At 43.2% G+C, this 18,292-nt stretch carries 17 protein-coding genes; 10 read left to right on the top strand and 7 right to left on the bottom strand.

Going from position 1 to position 18,292, the window contains the following annotated elements:
- The first annotated feature begins 187 nt into the window (after positions 1–187).
- Positions 188–364 (top strand): hypothetical protein, encoded by a 177-nt coding sequence (locus ACQCN2_RS04920; protein WP_426927779.1) that lies wholly within the window; start codon positions 188–190, stop codon positions 362–364.
- Positions 365–694: 330 nt separating this feature from the next.
- Here ACQCN2_RS04920 and ACQCN2_RS04915 read toward each other — a convergent pair whose 3' ends face one another.
- The gene (locus ACQCN2_RS04915) at positions 695–2,350 is read right to left on the bottom strand and encodes an AAA family ATPase (protein WP_426927778.1); all 1,656 of its coding nucleotides are present in this window, start codon (positions 2,348–2,350) and stop codon (positions 695–697) included.
- A gap of 82 nt (positions 2,351–2,432) precedes the next feature.
- Positions 2,433–2,726, bottom strand: coding sequence for a hypothetical protein (locus tag ACQCN2_RS04910; protein WP_426927777.1), 294 nt, complete (start codon positions 2,724–2,726; stop codon positions 2,433–2,435).
- Between the two features lie 205 nt (positions 2,727–2,931).
- On the opposite strand from ACQCN2_RS04910, the gene ACQCN2_RS04905 reads away from it, so the two are divergent.
- Genes ACQCN2_RS04905 through ACQCN2_RS04895 form a run of 3 tightly spaced genes read left to right on the top strand, consistent with a single transcriptional unit; the run spans position 2,932 to position 6,691 of the window.
- Positions 2,932–4,488 (top strand): spore germination protein, encoded by a 1,557-nt coding sequence (locus tag ACQCN2_RS04905; RefSeq protein WP_426927776.1) that lies wholly within the window; start codon positions 2,932–2,934, stop codon positions 4,486–4,488.
- On the top strand, positions 4,485–5,585 hold the full coding sequence (locus ACQCN2_RS04900) for a GerAB/ArcD/ProY family transporter (RefSeq protein ID WP_426927775.1): 1,101 nt from the start codon (positions 4,485–4,487) through the stop codon (positions 5,583–5,585). Before ACQCN2_RS04905 ends, ACQCN2_RS04900 begins: the two co-directional genes overlap by 4 nt.
- Positions 5,582–6,691 carry a Ger(x)C family spore germination protein gene (locus ACQCN2_RS04895; protein WP_426927774.1) on the top strand — a complete coding sequence of 370 codons (1,110 nt, stop codon included), beginning with the start codon at positions 5,582–5,584 and terminating at the stop codon, positions 6,689–6,691. The genes ACQCN2_RS04900 and ACQCN2_RS04895 overlap by 4 nt, the downstream gene beginning before the upstream one ends.
- Positions 6,692–6,816: 125 nt before the next feature.
- Here the strand turns inward: ACQCN2_RS04895 and ACQCN2_RS04890 are convergent, their stop codons facing one another.
- From ACQCN2_RS04890 to ACQCN2_RS04870, 5 genes are all read right to left on the bottom strand, one after another.
- On the bottom strand, positions 6,817–8,157 hold the full coding sequence (locus tag ACQCN2_RS04890; RefSeq protein WP_426927773.1) for a 2-carboxy-D-arabinitol-1-phosphatase: 1,341 nt from the start codon (positions 8,155–8,157) through the stop codon (positions 6,817–6,819).
- A gap of 162 nt (positions 8,158–8,319) precedes the next feature.
- Positions 8,320–9,795 carry a protein adenylyltransferase SelO gene (locus ACQCN2_RS04885; RefSeq protein WP_426927772.1) on the bottom strand — a complete coding sequence of 492 codons (1,476 nt, stop codon included), beginning with the start codon at positions 9,793–9,795 and terminating at the stop codon, positions 8,320–8,322.
- A 190-nt stretch (positions 9,796–9,985) separates the two neighbouring features.
- Positions 9,986–10,516, bottom strand: a complete 531-nt coding sequence (locus ACQCN2_RS04880; protein WP_426927771.1) for a hypothetical protein — start codon at positions 10,514–10,516, stop codon at positions 9,986–9,988.
- A 355-nt stretch (positions 10,517–10,871) separates the two neighbouring features.
- On the bottom strand, positions 10,872–11,849 hold the full coding sequence (locus ACQCN2_RS04875) for a CgeB family protein (RefSeq protein WP_426927770.1): 978 nt from the start codon (positions 11,847–11,849) through the stop codon (positions 10,872–10,874).
- 56 nt (positions 11,850–11,905) lie between these two features.
- The gene (locus tag ACQCN2_RS04870) at positions 11,906–12,424 is read right to left on the bottom strand and encodes a hypothetical protein (protein ID WP_426927769.1); all 519 of its coding nucleotides are present in this window, start codon (positions 12,422–12,424) and stop codon (positions 11,906–11,908) included.
- A gap of 302 nt (positions 12,425–12,726) precedes the next feature.
- On the opposite strand from ACQCN2_RS04870, the gene ACQCN2_RS04865 reads away from it, so the two are divergent.
- Genes ACQCN2_RS04865 through ACQCN2_RS04840 form a run of 6 tightly spaced genes read left to right on the top strand, consistent with a single transcriptional unit; the run spans position 12,727 to position 18,283 of the window.
- Positions 12,727–13,590 (top strand): DapH/DapD/GlmU-related protein, encoded by an 864-nt coding sequence (locus ACQCN2_RS04865; protein ID WP_426927768.1) that lies wholly within the window; start codon positions 12,727–12,729, stop codon positions 13,588–13,590.
- A 14-nt stretch (positions 13,591–13,604) separates the two neighbouring features.
- Positions 13,605–13,841 (top strand): acyl carrier protein, encoded by a 237-nt coding sequence (locus ACQCN2_RS04860; RefSeq protein ID WP_426927767.1) that lies wholly within the window; start codon positions 13,605–13,607, stop codon positions 13,839–13,841.
- On the top strand, positions 13,841–14,584 hold the full coding sequence (locus ACQCN2_RS04855; protein WP_426927766.1) for an SDR family NAD(P)-dependent oxidoreductase: 744 nt from the start codon (positions 13,841–13,843) through the stop codon (positions 14,582–14,584). Before ACQCN2_RS04860 ends, ACQCN2_RS04855 begins: the two co-directional genes overlap by 1 nt.
- Positions 14,581–15,975: an AMP-binding protein gene (locus ACQCN2_RS04850; RefSeq protein ID WP_426927765.1), complete on the top strand. Its 1,395-nt coding sequence runs from the start codon at positions 14,581–14,583 to the stop codon at positions 15,973–15,975. The genes ACQCN2_RS04855 and ACQCN2_RS04850 overlap by 4 nt, the downstream gene beginning before the upstream one ends.
- On the top strand, positions 15,972–17,060 hold the full coding sequence (locus ACQCN2_RS04845; RefSeq protein ID WP_426927764.1) for a LuxE/PaaK family acyltransferase: 1,089 nt from the start codon (positions 15,972–15,974) through the stop codon (positions 17,058–17,060). Before ACQCN2_RS04850 ends, ACQCN2_RS04845 begins: the two co-directional genes overlap by 4 nt.
- Complete coding sequence (locus ACQCN2_RS04840) at positions 17,060–18,283, top strand: acyl-CoA reductase (protein ID WP_426927763.1); 1,224 nt, start codon at positions 17,060–17,062, stop codon at positions 18,281–18,283. Before ACQCN2_RS04845 ends, ACQCN2_RS04840 begins: the two co-directional genes overlap by 1 nt.
- The last annotated feature ends 9 nt before the right edge of the window (positions 18,284–18,292 follow it).

The raw sequence follows: 18,292 nt of genomic DNA, 5'->3' as shown, positions 1-18,292 counted from the left end.
GCCTCCTTACTCTGAGTCATTATCAAAACACATCACTTTCACAGTAATCTTATGTACTGCAATTTGTCCGTCATGCTATATCTTTTAAAAGAAGCCCCTGCCAGATAATTTCTTACCCATGCAGAGGCTACCTTTATTCCCAGGCATTCCTTTAGAAGCTTTTATTAAACGAGATCAACGACTTCATATGGTAATAACAAAACAAAAACAACTGCAGGAACAACTACAAGAACAACTGCAGGAACAACTGCAAGAACAACTGCAGGAACAACTGCAGGAACAACTACAAGAACAACTGCAGGAACAACTGCAAGAACAACTACAGGATCTGCAAGAACAACTGCAACGACCGCATCTTCTTTGAACCAAAACGGCATCTTTCTGGGCTTCATTGTCCCAAGGATTTACACTTCCACCTTGAAAACTGTCAACCTTCAACTTTTTAAGATCTTTTTTGAAATCATCCATTTTTACAACCTCCGTCATGAAGTTAGTGACCCTAGGCGAATATACTTCGGAGCTACAATAGCGAACGGGTCAGACCGTCAACTACTTGAATACTCAGGCGAATATACAATAGTTGTATGAAACATCATCCGCTAATGGTTACACCTTTCTTGCTTTTTTATCGATCAGATATCAAAAAAAGAGCCGGAATTTACTTACCCCGGCTCCTTTTTATCTAAAGAAATCCTTACTCATCTGACGAATCTTGCGCCGAATTGGGCTTGTTTTGACCGTACAACTGTTGATAGATCTGCTCAATTTCCTCACCCGTTAGATCACCGCGCTTTAACAGATCACCCGCGATCGCGTGGACGAAATCGGCATAATCCCGTACTAGCTGTTTCACTTGGAGTAATTGCTCATTCAGTAACTCGTTGATTTTCGGCCGAAGCGCCTTGAGTCCGTCATTTCGAGAACCGGACGCAAGCCAGCTAAACAGCTCATCCCCCATGCCGACGAGGCCAAGATAAGCCCCTGCCAATTCTGTCGCATGTTTCAGGTCTGATGTCACTCCGTTTAATTTTTTCCCCAAGAATTCTTCTTCAACCGCGCGGGCAGCAAGACATACCTTTATTTCCGCCAGAATCTCACTGTCGCTACGGTTATATCGTTCATGAGTCGGCTTAGTGGCAGCCAGTCCGAGCGCTCCACCACGACGTATAATGGTAACTTTCCAGACACGTTCATGGGGTTTCAACATAAACTGCGCGACTGCGTGACCGGCTTCATGGTAGGCGACGTTGCGCTTTTCGTCTTCACTCATGGATCTGAGAGGCTGCTTGATCCCCCACTCATACGTCTCCATGGCGGCGCGGAAGTCTTCATAACTGGCAACCTGTGCTCCCCGCTGATGAGCGATCACAACCGACTCGTTGACGATGTGTTTGATTTGCGCCGGACTGTACCCAATCGTGTCGAGTGCCGTTTTCTCAGGAGTCAACGTCTCATCATGCTTTACTCTTTTGAGATAGTACTGGAACACATCCACCCGACCATCATAGTCTGGAGAATCGACCCAAAGCTGACGATCGAAACGGCCAGGGCGGAGCAGTGCGGTATCCAGGATATCTGGGAGGTTCGTTGCAGCGATCGTCATGACGGCTGGACGCTCCGCCTTTTTTCGACGTAATCCAAGGGACCGCAGCAGCTTGGCAATTTTGGTGTTGTCAATGTTTGGGGGATCCATCTGTAGCAGCAGTTCATTTAACAGACCCGCACCTCCCATCCCAAACATTCCTCCACCCATTCCGCCCGCTTGACGCGACATTCCGATGGCATCGATCTCATCGATGAAGATAATACATGCGCCGTATTCTCTGGCCCGCTTCCTGGCCTTCCGATATAAGCCCATTACTTTGAGATTCCCCACGCCAAAAAACATATTTTGAAAGCTCGGTGCCGAAGCGTAGGCAAAAGGAACCTGTGCTTCGTTGGCAATCACCTGTGCCAAATAAGATTTTCCTGTACCAGGAGGCCCGCAGAGAAGCAATCCACGAATCGCCTCTCCACCCATCTCCTTGAATTCTTTGACTCCTTTGAGCAAAGTAACGATCCGTTTGGCATTTTCGACAATTTCGGGGTTTCCTCGGTAATCCTCCCACGTCGAGCCTGTTTCCCCAGGCAAAATCCAATACGTTCGACCGCGTGCCAAAAACCAAAAGAGCGCAGCGAACTGTATGATGACAAATAGGATTGCAAAGAGCAACTGAAAAAGAAGGGTAAAAATACTCCATGCAATAGCCCAGTAGGTCGGTCCACCTGTCACCAAAATGATGCCGAGCGTGACAAGGATGGTGAGCCAGAGAATGACTTTGCGCCACTTAATCCACTGATAGCTCTTCATGGAACTCCTCCTATATCTGAATATTTTAACTATTATAGCAGAGCGATACCCCTCTTGCTGTCTGCTGCCTGACGAGTAGCATTCAAGATCTAAATCTTCTTTTAATGTCCAAGATGTACTTGAGGATGACAGCAATTCCTCCAATAAAATAGAAGGTCACCAGGATATATCCGGTGGGGTCAATCGAGGACATGGAGATAATCAAGTTCAGGGGCAGGATATAGTAGAGAATATCTTTCAAGTAGTCCAGAACGAACACCGGGTCAAATGATCCTTGCCAAAAAGATCGAAACAAGACGATCAATAAATCAACGATCATAAATCCAAAAATCAGCCACATCGTATAGATCACCCAGTCAGTCAATGAGTAGCCCATTGCTCATCACCACCTTCCTTCATTCTATGCTGCGGAATCTCATCAAGTGAGGTTAGGAGGGTTGAATTTTTGTAATTTTCCGTCATTTGTACGAGCCCACTGGAAATCTCAGAGCGACAAGTCGATGACGAAGTCGTATAGGATGCTAGTTTTTTACCATACTAATGAATGCCAATTATTTCATTAACGAATGGAAAGGACTCCTATGTACTTTTTCACCCATTTTTTCAGAAAAAAAATAAATCAACAAAGAAAAAAATTGGGGAAAATGAACCTGCAAACGGATCCTATTGAGGAATACCGTCCTATTTCTATGGAGTTATTCGATAATATAGAAGAAATCAAACGAACGTTCCCAGCGTCACCTGATTTAATCATCTACCAATTTGCTGCGGGTTCTAACCAGACACGATTTGCGCTGGTCTATCTTGACGGATTAACAGATAAAACGTCGTTGAACACAAACATTTTGCACCCGATGATCTACGATGCGCCACAAGTGAATGGTTCTCCTCTGCCGACAATCAGTAACTATTATACTGTGTCGTTCTGGAATGATGTGGAAAACGCTATATTGCAGGGAGAAAGCGTGCTGTTTATTGAAGGGCAAAAACAAGCATGGGTGTACGATACAGCGGGTTGGCCGCAACGTTCCATTGAGGACCCGCAGTTAGAAAGCTCGCTTAAAGGCGCACATCAAGGATTCCTGGAAACCGGCATGCAAAATATTGCCCTCATTCGAAGATACATTCCGAATCGGGAACTTCGGATCAAAGAACATATCATAGGCAGGCGGACAAGAACAAAAGTCTGGGTCGTTTATCTCGAAGATGTCGCCAAATCGGAAGTTCTTCAAGAACTGGAATCACGAATTGAAATGATCAATGTGGACGGTGTGCTCAATACAGGGGAACTCTCCGAATATATCGAGGACAATTGGTATTCGCCGTTCCCGCAATTCATGCTGACAGAGCGGCCGGATACTGCCGTCTCTCAAATTCTTCAAGGTCGCTTTGTTGTTGTTGTGGACCGCTCCCCCAGTGTAATTGTAGCACCGGGTACATTCACCTCTTTTTTCCAGAGTGTGGACGATTACAGCATGCGCTGGCTGATTGCATCGTTTATTCGACTTCTTCGTTTTTTTGCTTTTTTGATGGCTTTGTTTTTGCCGGCCGTTTACATTTCATTTATCTCCTTTAATTATGAGGTGATTCCTCTTCAATTGTTCTTGTCGATCGCCGAATCTAGGTCACGGGTACCGTTTCCGCCGCTTTTGGAAGCCATGTTGATGGAAATTATGCTAGAAATGATGCGAGAGGCTGGTATCCGACTACCTGCGCCTGTTGGACAAACGATTGGCATCGTTGGCGGCATCGTTGTCGGTCAGGCAGCCGTTTCGGTGGGGATCGTCAGTAACATCATGGTCATTGTGGTTGCCTCAACCGCTATCGCTTCTTTCATCATCCCTAGTTATGACATGGGGACAGCAGTCAGGTTGCTGCGGTTTCCGATGATGTTGATGGCCTCTTGGTTTGGAATTGTCGGTATCGTCATCGGCTATATGACTCTGATTGCCCATCTGGTATCCTTGGAATCACTTGGGACTCCTTATGGCAGCCCTCTTGCTCCCTTTCGCTTGAAAGATATGAAGGATACGTTCATTCGGTTACCGTTATGGGCAATGTTCAGACGTCCGCAAAGCGCGAGACCAATCCAAGAAATCAAGATTGACGCAAAACGCTCAAAGGAGAAGCAATCATGAGGAAATACGCCATGAACGAAATCACTCTGATTCAGTATATATTTCTTCTCCATTCGGCCCAAGTGGGAACCGGTGTATTGTCGCTTCCGAGAACGGTCGCTGAAACAAGTGGAACGGATGGATGGATTTGTATTGTCATAGCTTGGGTGATTAATTGTTTGGCGGGGTGTCTCATGCTACTGACGCTTCGTAAGTACCCGGACTTTACGCTTCCTGACCTATTCGGCTATTTATTTGGGAAATGGTTCGGTAAACTGCTTCTCCTCCCTTTGCTTGCCTACTTTGCCTTTTTTGGCCTGGACATTATGGTCAACTCGATGCTCTACATTAAGTCATGGTTTTTGACGAAAACACCCGCCTATTTGGTGGTGTTTCTTTTCGCTATACCGAGTTTCCTTGTCGTTCGAAATGGAGTACGCGTTCAAGGTCGGTATGTTGAACTGATCTTTTATTTAACGATGTGGATGCCGCTTGTTATGCTCATTCCCTTGGGGAAAGGCAATCATCTTCATCTGCTTCCCGTACTCAAGGAAGGTTGGGGACCTGTGGTAAAAGGATTGACCAATACGGTTTTTGCCTATGCCGGAATCGAGGCCCTCTTTTTTCTTTATCCGTTTTTGCAAAAGAAAAAATACGCGATACACGGGTTTCTGATCGCGAATACACTCACGATGCTCTATTATTTGTACGTGACCATCGTATGTTTCATTTTTTTTACGCCTGACGGAATAACATCTTTGAATCAACCTGTTTTGAGCTTGCTCAAAAATATCGAGTTTCGTTTTCTGGAGCGGTTCGATATGATCTTTCTCGCCATTTATTTATTGGTGGTATCCAAAGCATGGGTCGTCTACATTTACTGTACGGTTTTTTCTAGCTCTCAAATACTGAATAAACAGGATCACAGCAAGCACACCGCCATCTATTTCTTATTGGCGATTGTCTGTGTCTATGTGATTAATCCAACTTGGATTCTAAGCGAGAGCTGGACAAAAGTATTAACCAAAGCTGCACTGGTGGTCATGTATGCGTTACCTGTCATCCTGTATCTCTATGTCCGAGGTTTTGAGCTTTTACGGAGGGGAAAAGTCGGATGAAAAAAATGTTGATTGGCTTCCTGTCTCTGACATTGTTGACAACAGGGTGTATGGACAGGACCGATATAGAAGATGTATCCTTGTCGCTTTTGGTTGGTATTGACCTTGATGAAAAAAACAATCTGATCTTTTCGAACTCAAGCCCTGTTTTTAGTCGGGAAGCGAAGATCAAGGAGGAGATATACATAACGCCGGCGCCTTCCATGCGAGAACAGAGGGAGGAAGCCGACAAAACCTTTATGGCTTTGACAACCGGTGGAAAAGTACAGGCGATTTTGATTGGAAAAAGTTTAATAAAGCATAAGCACTGGTTAAAGTTGCTGGAACCCTTTCTTCGAGATCCTAAAAATTCGATCACCGGAAGAATCGTAATGGTGAACGGGAACGCCTACGATGTGATTAAATTTTTGCCAAAAGACAAACCGCGTCTTCCACTCTATCTGTCAAAACTGATTGATACTGCTCATCGTCGCAATATCACTGTGAAAACAAGCCTGCAGGATTTGCGGCGTGATGCATTCGAGAAGGGCAAAACCGCAAGCATAACCGAGCTGCAGAAAAAAGAGAGGCTATTAGTCACTGGAACCGCATTGCTTGGAGAGCAGGACGAGTACAAGCTCTCCCTTGATCCAACCGAAACGAAACTTCTGCATATTCTTCAGCATCAAACCAAAGGGGAATTTCCCTTTACATTTCAAGCACCCGATCAACCACCTGGCAAGATTTTTCCGGCGAATATCTACAGTTTTTCTGCTAATGACATTTCCGTCAAAACCAAAACCGATTATGCGCAGGACAAGTTCAAATTCGACATTCGGGTCAAAATGAGAGTAATTCTAACGGAGCGTATGTTTAAGCTGGATGTCAGAAAAGAATCGAAAAAGCTGGAGCGGGATATCGAAAAGGAAATGGTAAAACGAATGAACAAACTGATACACAAAATACAATCAGCTAAAATCGACCCGATCGGGTTCGGATTGTATGCTCGCGCTTACGAATACGAGCAGTGGAAATCAGTGAAGAATCGGTGGGGGGATACCTTTTCGAAAGCAGATGTGAAGGTACATGTAAAAGCAACCATTTCGGGGATGGGAACGACAAAATAGTGTTATTTCTCTATCACGAAAAACGCATGATCATTCCCAAACGAACGGGACAATCATGCGTTTTTAAGTAATTTTATATCTAGATACTGTTTTACGTTAACATCTCATGAATGACTTACCGCATTTTATCTGGTGGCTTTCTCGCCTTTTTCCGCATAGCTTTGATCGCCGACTTTTAACACTTTATATTTGCCGTTTTTCCACTCGACCGTTGTTACGCTTGAATTTGGCAAACTGCCTTTGTTCCAATCCCAGCTTTGCGGATCCAAATCCGTTACATAATTCAAAATGGTAAGACCGTGTGATACGACAAGAACATTGCCGCCTTTTCCCACATTATCCATAACGATAGTATCTAATGCAGCTTTTGTCCGCTCCAGCAGCTCCTGATAAGATTCTCCACCTACCGTTTTCAAAAGATCAGGATTCTCATAAAAGTCGGGATGCTGCTTCAGAATATCGTTAACATTATCCCCTTCCCAATCCCCAAAATTAATCTCTTTCAACCGCTTATCCGACTTTAGCGGCAGTTTTCTTCCCTGCAAAATGATATCGGCCGTATCAACCGCCCGTTCACTCGTGCTGCTATAAGCCGCACTAAATGGAATGTCTTTTAAACCTTTTCCCAAGTATTCGGCAGCCTTGATTCCATTTTCCGTTAATGGTGAATCCGAATAGCCTTGCAAGCGATTTTGAACGTTAAATACAGTTTCTCCATGACGCACCAGATAGATGGTAAGCTTCAAATCTCCTTTATCCGCGTAGCTTTGATCACCAACCTTCAACACTTTAAATTTGCCGTTTTTCCATTGAACGGTCGTTACACTCGAATTGGGCAAACCGCCTTTGTCCCAATCCCAGCTTTGCGGATCCAGTTGAGTCACATAATTTAAAATAGCAAGACCATGCGTAACGACAAGAACATTGCCGCCATTTGCTTTGTTTTCTTCCACCATTCGGTTCATTACCGCTTTCATCCGCTCCAGCTGTTCTTGAGTAGATTCTCCGCCAACTGTTTTATAGATATCCGGATTATCATACAGATCGGGATGCTGCTTCAGAATATCGCTTGTGTATTCCCCTTCCCAACTGCCAAAATTGACTTCTTTCAGCCGTTTGTCCTTGATAACTGGGATGTTCCTGCCTTTTAAGATCAGATCGGCCGTATCAATCGCTCGCTCGCTTGTGCTGCTGTAAGCCGCAGTAAACGGAATTTTTTTCAATCCTTTCCCCAATTTGATGGCAACCTCGATTCCTTCTTCAGTCAAAGGAGAATCCGAGTACCCTTGCATCCGCTTTTGCTTGTTGAAAACAGTTTCCCCATGCCGTACCAAATAGAAAGTAAGCTCTTTATCCTTATGTTTATTACTTTCGGCGCTTACGATGGCTCCCCCAGAATTGTATGTGGCTAACATGATAGCGAACATGATGATGATTGATATGGCTGTTGTAAATTTCTTTTTCAACTGTAGGTTCCCCCTTATTTTTTTCATATGCGCTCATTATACTGAAATGATCGAATGTCAAATATGTACACGATGAAGGAATAATGAACTGGTTTTTGTTCGTTATGTGTAAAAAAAATAAGCACTAACGAAATGTTAGTGCTTAACAAAAGCATTTGACCGTTAGGTACCACAAAAAGTCCTATACGGACGGTTTGAAGTCTCAGGCAGCGTGGCGTATTTAGCCTGTTCTAAGGTGTGCTCGTAAGGATTAGAAAGAACGCCTAGAAGCCTATTCATCACGCTGTAATCTCCGTGTTTCACTGCTGCTTCTAACGCCTCCTCTACCCGGTGATTCCGAGGGATAAGCGCAGGATTGCTATTACGCATTAGTTGTTGTGCGGAGTTTTTCGATTCCTGCTGTCTACCTAGTCTTGCTTGCCAACGTTCATACCATTGAGTAAATTCCGGAGTTCCATTCAGGAGGGTATCCTCCAGCGAATCAAAAGTTAACGCGCGGAAGGTATTGGTATAGTCCGCACGAGACTTCTGCATCATGTTGAGGAGGTCTTCTATCAAAGACTCATCCTCTTGCTCTTCGTTAAGTAAACCCAATTTGGCTCTCATTCCCGAAAGCCATTCCTGTTGATATAGCTCATTAAAATCAGAAATTGCATCCTGGGCCAGTTTGACAGCCTGCTCCTGATCTTCATGCAACAGAGGTAATAGAGCTTCAGCGAATCTTGCGAGATTCCAACCGGCCATATACGGCTGATTGCCGTAAGCATAGCGGCCTTGCACGTCAATCGAACTAAATACAGTTGACGGGTCATAGGCGTCCATGAAAGCACAAGGCCCATAGTCAATCGTTTCTCCACTAATGGACATATTGTCGGTGTTCATCACACCATGAATGAAGCCAACGAGCTGCCAACGAGCGATCAGCTTGGCCTGACGCTTAATCACTTCCTGAAGTAGCAAAAGGTAGCGGTTCTCCTCCTCGCCAACATCTGGAAAATGGCGTTGCAAGGTATATTCCGCCAAAATCCGCAGATCATCCACAGTGCCCCAATTCGATACGTATTGGAATGTCCCCACTCGCAGATGACTGGATGCCACTCGGACGAGGATTGCGCCAGGAAGCTCGGTTTCACGGAAGACTGACTCACCAGTTGTTACAACCGCAAGACTGCGGGTAGTCGCAATACCAAGCGCATGCATCGCTTCGCTAATGATGTACTCACGCAGCATCGGTCCAAGCGCCGCCCGACCATCGCCACCGCGGGAGTATGGCGTCCTACCTGAACCCTTGAGTTGAATATCAAATCGCTTACCTTGGGGCGTGATTTGCTCGCCAAGCAGCAAAGCCCGTCCGTCGCCTAGCTTGTTAAAATGTCCGAATTGATGCCCCGCATATGCCTGAGCAAGAGGCAAAGCACCTTCGGGAATCCGGTTGCCTGCAAGTGCTTCTACCCCATTTTCACTTTGGAGCGCCTGTACATTCAATCCCAGGGAGGATGCCATCGGATCATTGAGAATGATCAACTGCGGTGAGCGAACAGGCGTTGGGTTTATGCTGCTAAAAAATAATTTCGGCAGTCTCGCATAACTGTTGTCAAAATTCCATCCTGCTTCTATTATTTCGTTTCGTGTTGTCATCGTATCTCCTTTTGTTTTTATTCATCAATTTCTATGCCTTCCGAAGGTCAACCCTTTTTAGTGTTTTTCTTCTCTCCTATTATTATGCCCTTCCCATCATAGCAATGGTGCTAAATTCGCTTGTTGCTCACGAAGGACAACCAAAAGAAAACCTCATACCATAGAAGTATGAGGTTCATTCTCTTATCTATCAAGGGATATATTGTTCTGTAATCTTCGTGACCACTCCATTTTTCACTTCAATATGAAAAGGGAGATTATAAGGGATTCCTCTTTTCTGGGCAAACTGTTGGAAAGTCTTCATGTTCACTTTTTCATTCCATTGGAAATTGCCATCTTTGCCCAATGAATTGGTTTGCAATACGACTTCTGCGTTCTGTGCAATCGGATAAGTTCTTAGCTTCTTGTTGTGGTTTCGAATATAGTACATAGATGGAATATGTCCCTTTCCATCATAGCCAGAACATTTCGGACAATCTTTCTGATAAGCTTTCTGCGCGTTATCTCCGAAATACCACTCTACATAATCAAACGTACCATATAATTTACCGTTTTTTATGGTCAGTGATTTTACATACGTGGTAGCCTTCTCAATTGTGACTCCGTTACTCTTTGTAACGGTTGGTACCGAAACGCTAGGCGGGTTGGTTATTTCACTATTCGCGTAGACGTTAGAACTGAACAAGCAAGCGAATAATACTAAAGCAGCCACTTTTTTCATTGTCTTAAATCCTTCCCCATTTAGAAATCTTCTTTGACTAGTTTTAGTTTATGTAAACAATTGTTACTTCTATGATATCAAACAATTAAAATTTTTCCTATAGAGCCATATTTTTTATTTAGAATTCTTAAAAAAAGAGCGTCTAGTTCCGACGCCCTTCAATCATCCAGCCAATGGTTCGATTACCTTTTGAGTAGGAAAAAGGTGTAAGACAGTCGAATTACTTGAAGGATAAAGCCCAAGGCGGTGTTCATTTTGAATCAGTTTATGATCGGACTGTACGGAGGAATGGATTATACAAAATATTATCGTGATTATCGAGGAGGCTTTTATGGAATAGAAGCTTAATTTAAACCTAAAGAATTCCATGTTTGCTCAGCGTCTCAATAATAAATTCGGCTTTTCGTCGATACGTATGACGAGTTACTTCTTTAAGGCCTTGAGATCGGATGGTCTTCGCAATTTCTTGATTGTTTAAATAAAAATCAACGATTCGTAACGTTTCCTCTGGAGAGGACGTAACGACAAGATCTCGTCCTGGAACAAACAATCGCCTAATTGCCGGTGTATCATTGGTTAAAAGAAAACCACCCGAGCCTAAAATTTCATACGTTCTTTGGGTGACCTGGGTCTTCATATTTTGCAATCCAATCATCATTTTAGCGGAACTATATACTTTATTGCATTCTGAAAATGGTATTACCCCACGAATCCATCCAGACGGTATTTCTACCCCTAAAAATGGTTTTATCTTATCCCATCCTTCTCCCCAAATATCAACCCGTATTCCGTTTGTAACAAGAGGTTCGATTAATTGTTTCATGGACTCAATGCGAAAATCTACAAATTGATCCAACGTACGATAATAAGAATTGGCAACAATCGCGATATCCACTTCATACTGCTTCACTGGAGGAATGGGATAATTGGTGGATGGTTGAACTCCCCAATCCAGGTACGTTGTAGGAAAACCAATCGAACGATAAAAATTAACGGCGGATTGACAGATCGTAAAAATAAACTCTGGTTGGGCGGTATTTACAAGAGGTAATACAAAATGATTCGTAAAGATCGGGTCTTCAACTGACCAGTAAACATGTGGAATCTTATGAGATTTCGTTTGATTCTTGATCCAAACCTGTTTCTCTAACGTCTGCTCAGGCCCCCATCCATTGGTTACGACCAAATGTGGTTTAAATTCATCAATCAGCGCTTTTATATCCGCCTCTTTTGTTATTCTCCCCGAAACTTTTACATGGTGACCAGCTTCGCGAAATCCATGTGGTAGTAAATCAAATAATATTTCATTACTATCAATAAATAATACTCTCATGTATGATTAACCCTTTCCCCCTAAATTCTTCTGCTGACACAGGTCAACTTCTTCCTTTACACTGTTGTAACGACCAGATAGGGCGAATTGCCCTTCACAAAATGATGAAACAAAGAAAGTTCGTCCCCAAATTGGAGGTGAATGCCATGATTTTCTTCACAGTCATGTCTCCACTTGTCTTGGAATTTTGTTATGTCAATTTCTGACTCCTTTGCTTTTCCTTCAACTGTTACTTCTTCTATGAATCTGGAATGCGATGGGATATATCCATTTACTGTAAGCGACTCATCCCAACTTGATGAAATTTCCCGAACTAAAATCGATGTCGCTTTCGAATTAGCTTCAGGCAATGGCACATGTAATTTCATTTTTACTATTCGAAGTTCAAGGGGCATCAATTCAATGCGAAAAGATACATAAATCTCATTCTTATGACAATAATACCGATTTGGCAAAAAATACACGTACCTTAGCTTCTCCCTGTTCATTGACTTTATCTTGGTAATCACTTCTCGAATATACTTTCGCGCGTTTGATACTATCTTTGAATCAATTTGTTGATGAAGTTCCTTCATACCACAGCAGCTCCCGTAATTAATAGATTACCAATTCCCATGATGATCACCCTTATAAAAGATGATGGTGTTCATTATTCCTGTCTTGTATTTGTATGATAACTAGATGGAAGGATACACGGCTCTTATCCCCTAGACAATTTAAAATAAAGCTTCTTTTTTTTCACGGTTTGGATGAATCAAAAGACCTTCTCGCGATCGTTCCTCTTTGCCTAGTAAAAATGGTTGATTTTCTTATAACTTCTCCAATCCCTTCTCATATAATGGAAGAAAGCTTTTGTTGGTAGGTTGGGGTGAATATAATGAGTGCACAATTACAAAGAGATATTAAAGCATCTTGGCTCGCAGAAAAGTTAGGTCTCACCCTACTAGGTAAAGACACTCCTATTCAATGTATTTGTCCCGTCCATTCCATTAACGATCATTCGCTTACATTTTCCGTTATCCAAGAAAAAATCCAGAGTACCAAATCCTATGCCGTTATCGGTTCAGCGATCAACTTCGAAGACAATGTTTCCGTTCTAGTATCCGCACATCCCCGATTAGATTTTGCTCGAGCCTTACAGATCATAGACGATCATGTAGGGTTTCAGCCGGTTACGTCTCTAACTTGTATCCACCCTACTGTTCGAATTGGTAAGAATTCAATCATTGGTCAAGGGGTTTCGATCGGTGAACATACAACGATTGGACAAAATGTCGTCATTGAAAACGGCGTTACGATTGGCCGCAATTGTTTAATAAAATCCTGTGCGGTTATCGGAGAAGAAGGCTTCGGAATGGAGAGAGATTTAGAGGGGGTTCCCATCAGAATCAAACAGTTAGGTTCTGTAGTCATTGGAGATGACGTAGAAATCGGCAGCTTTTCTACAGTTTGCAGAGGCTCATTACAAAACACAATCATAAGCGACCACGTCAAAATTGATGATCACGTCCATGTGGGACATAACTGTTTTTTGGATGAATCATCAATCTTAACTGCTGGCGTAATTCTAGGCGGTGGATGCCGCATCGGTAAAAACGTCTGGATGGGATTAAACGCGGTTACTCTGCAAAAGGTAACGATTGGCGATCATGCGTTTATCGGGATAGGCGCGGTCGTGTTACAAAATGTGCTGCCGAACGAGAAAGTTTTTGGAAATCCGGCAAGAAAAGTGACGAAATGATTGGTGGGATGGTCATGAGTGCAATACTAAGAAAAATATTTGCCGATACGTTAGATCTACCCGAAGAACAAATCATTGACTCTTTAGAATATAACAGCATCCCCAACTGGGATTCCGTGGCGCATATGGCCTTAATCGCCGCTTTGGACGATACATTCAATATCATGATTGATACAGAAGACGTAATAGACTTCAACAGTTTCAAGAAGGTGAAAGAGGTCCTTATGAACAAATATGGAGTTGCATTGTAATGTTATTAGAGGGAAAAGTTGCTTGGATCACTGGCGCTTCCCGTGGAATAGGTCAGGCTTGCGCCATCGCTTTTGCATCAGAGGGAGCATCTGTTATTATTAGCTCTCGAAATTCTGAACACCTTCAAAGTACCGCAGAGCAAATTCGGAATCAAACAGGTTCAGATCCTCTTCTACTTCCCTATGATGTGACTGATAAAGATAAAATCAAAGAGGCCGCTTCTATCGTTTTAAAGACATACAAACGCCTGGATGTATTGGTCAACAACGCAGGAATCATGCAAAGCGCGCGTCTGGGAATGATTACACAGGATATGATCAAAGAAACGTTTGAAAGCAATACCTACTCCGCGATCAATCATATGCAGTACGCTTCTAGAATAATGGCTCGTCATCACATAGGCTCGATCATTAATGTCAGTTCTATACTCGGACGTTTTGGAGGAGAAAGTGAAGTTGTCTACAGTGGAAGTAAAGCCGCACTAATCGGCTCGTCTCTATCAGCTGCCAAAGAACTGGCTCCCCTCAATATACGAGTGAATATTGTCGCTCCTGGATTCATCGACACCGATCTGATCCAAAACCTCTCACCAGCTAGAAAACAAGAAATTCTCTCGATGATCAAAATGGGGAGAATCGGCCGACCAGAGGAGGTAGCCAATGTGATGGTCTTTTTGGCATCTGATGCCGCTTCCTATATCACTGGACAGATCATTGGTGTAGATGGTGGAATGTTGATATGAACTTCTGGGACCTCGCTCAGTACCACAACTCGACGATGGTTGTTCATCATGCCTCGAATCAATCCTTTTCTTCTGGCGATATACTTGATCAGATCCAACGCTTCTCACTTCACCTCCCCTCCTCCCATAAATCTCTCGGTTTTATTCTTTGCCGAAACTGCCCGACAGCATTGGTTGGCTATCTGGCGGCTTTACAAGGAAAGCACGCAGTGTGTCTTCTGGATAGCAAACTAAGTTGGAACTTACTCCAGGAATTAATGATGACCTATCAGCCTGAATGGATCTGGCTCCCCCAAGAGATTGCGACACCGTTGAATTACACACTTCATTATGAAGAATCTCAATATAAAATGTTGCATCTAAATTCCGTTGCTTTCCATCCACCTATACATCCGGATCTAGCCATATTGCTCTCTACATCTGGTACAACTGGTAGTCCCAAAATGGTTAGATTGTCTTATCAGAATTTACAAGCAAACGCTGAATCGATTTCTGCTTATCTTGAACTTCAAGCGGATGATCGTCCAATAACGACATTACCTCTGCACTATTCGTATGGGCTCTCGGTTATTAACAGCCACCTTCAAGTAGGCGCATCTCTTTTAATGACAGAGGATCATTTAACACAGCGCAGCTTTTGGGATTTTTTGCAGGATCAACGCGCTACTTCAATCGCTGGAGTGCCGTACCAATATCAGATGCTGTATCGACTTCATTTTGACAAGATGATGATTCCCTCCCTACGTACGCTTACTCAGGCAGGGGGCAGACTGGACGAAAAGTTACAAAGATACTTTGCAGACGTTGCTCAGAATAACCATCTGCGTTTCTATATCATGTATGGCCAAACGGAAGCTACGGCCAGAATCAGCTATGTCCCCCACGATCAAATACAAGAGGGAATCGGTACAATTGGAATTCCGATACCGGATGGAAAATTGGAACTTGATGAAGAGACAAGTGAATTAATTTACTACGGCTCGAATGTCATGATGGGGTACGCGTACTCAAGGAACGATTTAAGTAAAACGGACGAAATGAATGGTAAATTAATGACTGGAGATATTGCCAGACAAGAGTCCAACGGCTTTTTTTCCATCATTGGACGAAAAAAGCGCTTCTTAAAACCTCTTGGTCTGCGTGTCAATTTGGACGATATTGAGCTTACTGCCGAGAAAACTTTGGGGATTCCATGCTATTGCACCGGTAAGGATGATCAGTTAATTGTCGTTATTTCGGACGAAGCTTTGCAATCACCAATGAAACAATTCCTCAGTCAAACCTATCAATTGCACCCCACCGTTTACAAAGTGGTGGTTCAACAAGACATCCCTCGCTTAGCCACAGGCAAAGTAGATTACCAAACTTTACTTGAGAGGGTTTTAAAATGAATATCGAACACTTATTTACAGATAACCCCTATCAGCTGGAGCGAAGTCGTAAACAAGAAGTGTTGCAAAAAATCCTCAACGAGTTAACGATAAAGCACATGACTCAATGCGAGGCCTATCGCTCAATCCTTTCCGCTCTTCCCCCCGATGTAGCCAGCCCGTTTTCCTATGAACAGATACCGATGTTGCCCGTAAGAATGTTTAAGCTACATGAGTTATTTAGCGTTCCGCGAGCGTCGATCATTAAGACGTTAACTTCCAGTGGTACTACCTCTCAAACGGTGTCACGAATTTATTTAGACAAAGATACCGCCAGTTTACAAACAAAAGCTCTCGTCTCCATCCTTAAGTCTTTTATTGGTCATAAGCGGTATCCAATGATCCTTGTGGACTCTTCTGACGTCATTAAAAATCGCTCTTCTTTTAGCGCTCGAGGAGCTGGCTTATTAGGATTAGCGTTCGTCGGAAAAGATCATTTTTATTTACTGGATGAAAACATGAACGTCAAATTAGACGATCTCCAAATTTTCCTCGACAAGCACAAAGGGCAACAAATCCTCATTTTTGGTTTTACGTTTATGATCTGGCAGTACTTTTACCTTCCGTTACTGAGAAAAAATCTAGTTTTAAACTTAAACGACAGTATTCTGATCCATAGTGGAGGTTGGAAAAAGCTAACGGAACTTGCTGTCGATAACCCTACTTTTAAAAATAAACTGCAGGAACAATTCGGGATCAAACAAATCCACAATTTTTATGGCATGGTTGAACAAATAGGTTCTGTGTTTATGGAATGCGATCAAGGGCATCTGCATGCTCCTGACTTTGCCGACATTATTGTGCGTGACCCTTATACGCTTCAGCCGCTCCTGGCGAATCAAACGGGAATCGTACAAGTTTTAAGCGTTCTGCCCAATAGTTATCCCGGACATAGCTTGCTAACAGAAGACTTGGGTACTGTACTGGGAGAAGATGACTGTAAATGTGGACGCAAGGGCAAATATTTCACGATTAGCGGACGTCTTCCAGCCTCAGAACTGCGTGGTTGCAGTGATACACATGCCTACAATCAGGTGAATGAATAATGGATATCCTATTACCGAATGATCAACAGTTAGCCTGGAGTTCTATCGTTCAAGATCTTCTCGCTTGTCATCCACTCCCCCCCTTCCACTCCACCACTATACGCTTTATTGACGAGGTATCTCGAACTATATTATTGAGCAAATCGCACCGACGTTTTCCCGAATTACTCTCGATGGCTCATTGGATGAGAGGCTTCCATTTACAAGAAATCAAACAGAATTTCGAAACGAAAAGGAACAACCGGATACTTGTGCCACGTGGATTAGTCTTGCATTTTGCCCCTTCAAATGTTGACTCCATCTTTATGTATTCCTGGTTCGTATCCCTTTTGGTCGGCAACAAAAATATGATTCGACTTTCCCGAAATCGTACTGAACAGATGACACTTCTGCTTACGATCTTAAATAATGTATTGATTAAAGACGAATTTTCAGAGTTGCGAAAACGAGTGGTGATTATTAGCTATGAACATAATGACACCATTACGCGTGAGCTGTCCTCACTCTGTGATGTGCGAGTCATTTGGGGCGGAGATGAAACCATTCGTCAGATCCGGTCCATACCCTTGCCGCCTAATGCGACGGAACTTTGCTTTACAGGGAAGTTTTCCATTTGCGCTATACATGCAGCAACAATTTTAGACTCCACCGATGAGGACCTAAACCAACTGGTACAAAAATTTATGAATGACGCGTTTTGGTTTGATCAGCTGGCTTGTTCCTCTCCCAAACTGGTGATTTGGATTGGCGAACAGGATCAAACAGTCAAGGCTAAAGCGAGATTTTGGAACCTAGTGAAGAATCGATTAGACACGACAACCTTACATTGGGGCAGCGAAGTTGGAATTACCCGAATGATTACAGGATATAGTTATGCTTTACAAGGACTCGGCGACCAATTATCCACCTCTAAAACCGACCTGCCTTACCGTGTTCACATTACCTCCCTCACAAATGAAATCAGGGAGAAACATTGTGGTGGCGGTTTATTTTTGGAGATGGAGCTTCCTTCTTTATTCAAGCTAATTCCTCTATTGACGAGAAAGGATCAAACTTTGGCTGTTTTTGGTTTTGATCGGGAAGAATTACGTTCATTTGCCACACAATTGGGCGGATACGGAATTGATCGCATTGTTGAAGTCGGCCACTCATTAGATTTTCAACTGACCTGGGACGGATATGATCTCTTGCTGTATCTAACCAGGGAAATCACCATTGAGTAAGCAATACGT

The organism is Brevibacillus ginsengisoli, from assembly GCF_050113715.1.
GTDB lineage: Bacteria > Bacillota > Bacilli > Brevibacillales > Brevibacillaceae > Brevibacillus_H > Brevibacillus_H ginsengisoli.
Note: the sequence above shows the minus strand (reverse complement) of the source record. Positions and strands in the feature narration are given on the sequence as shown.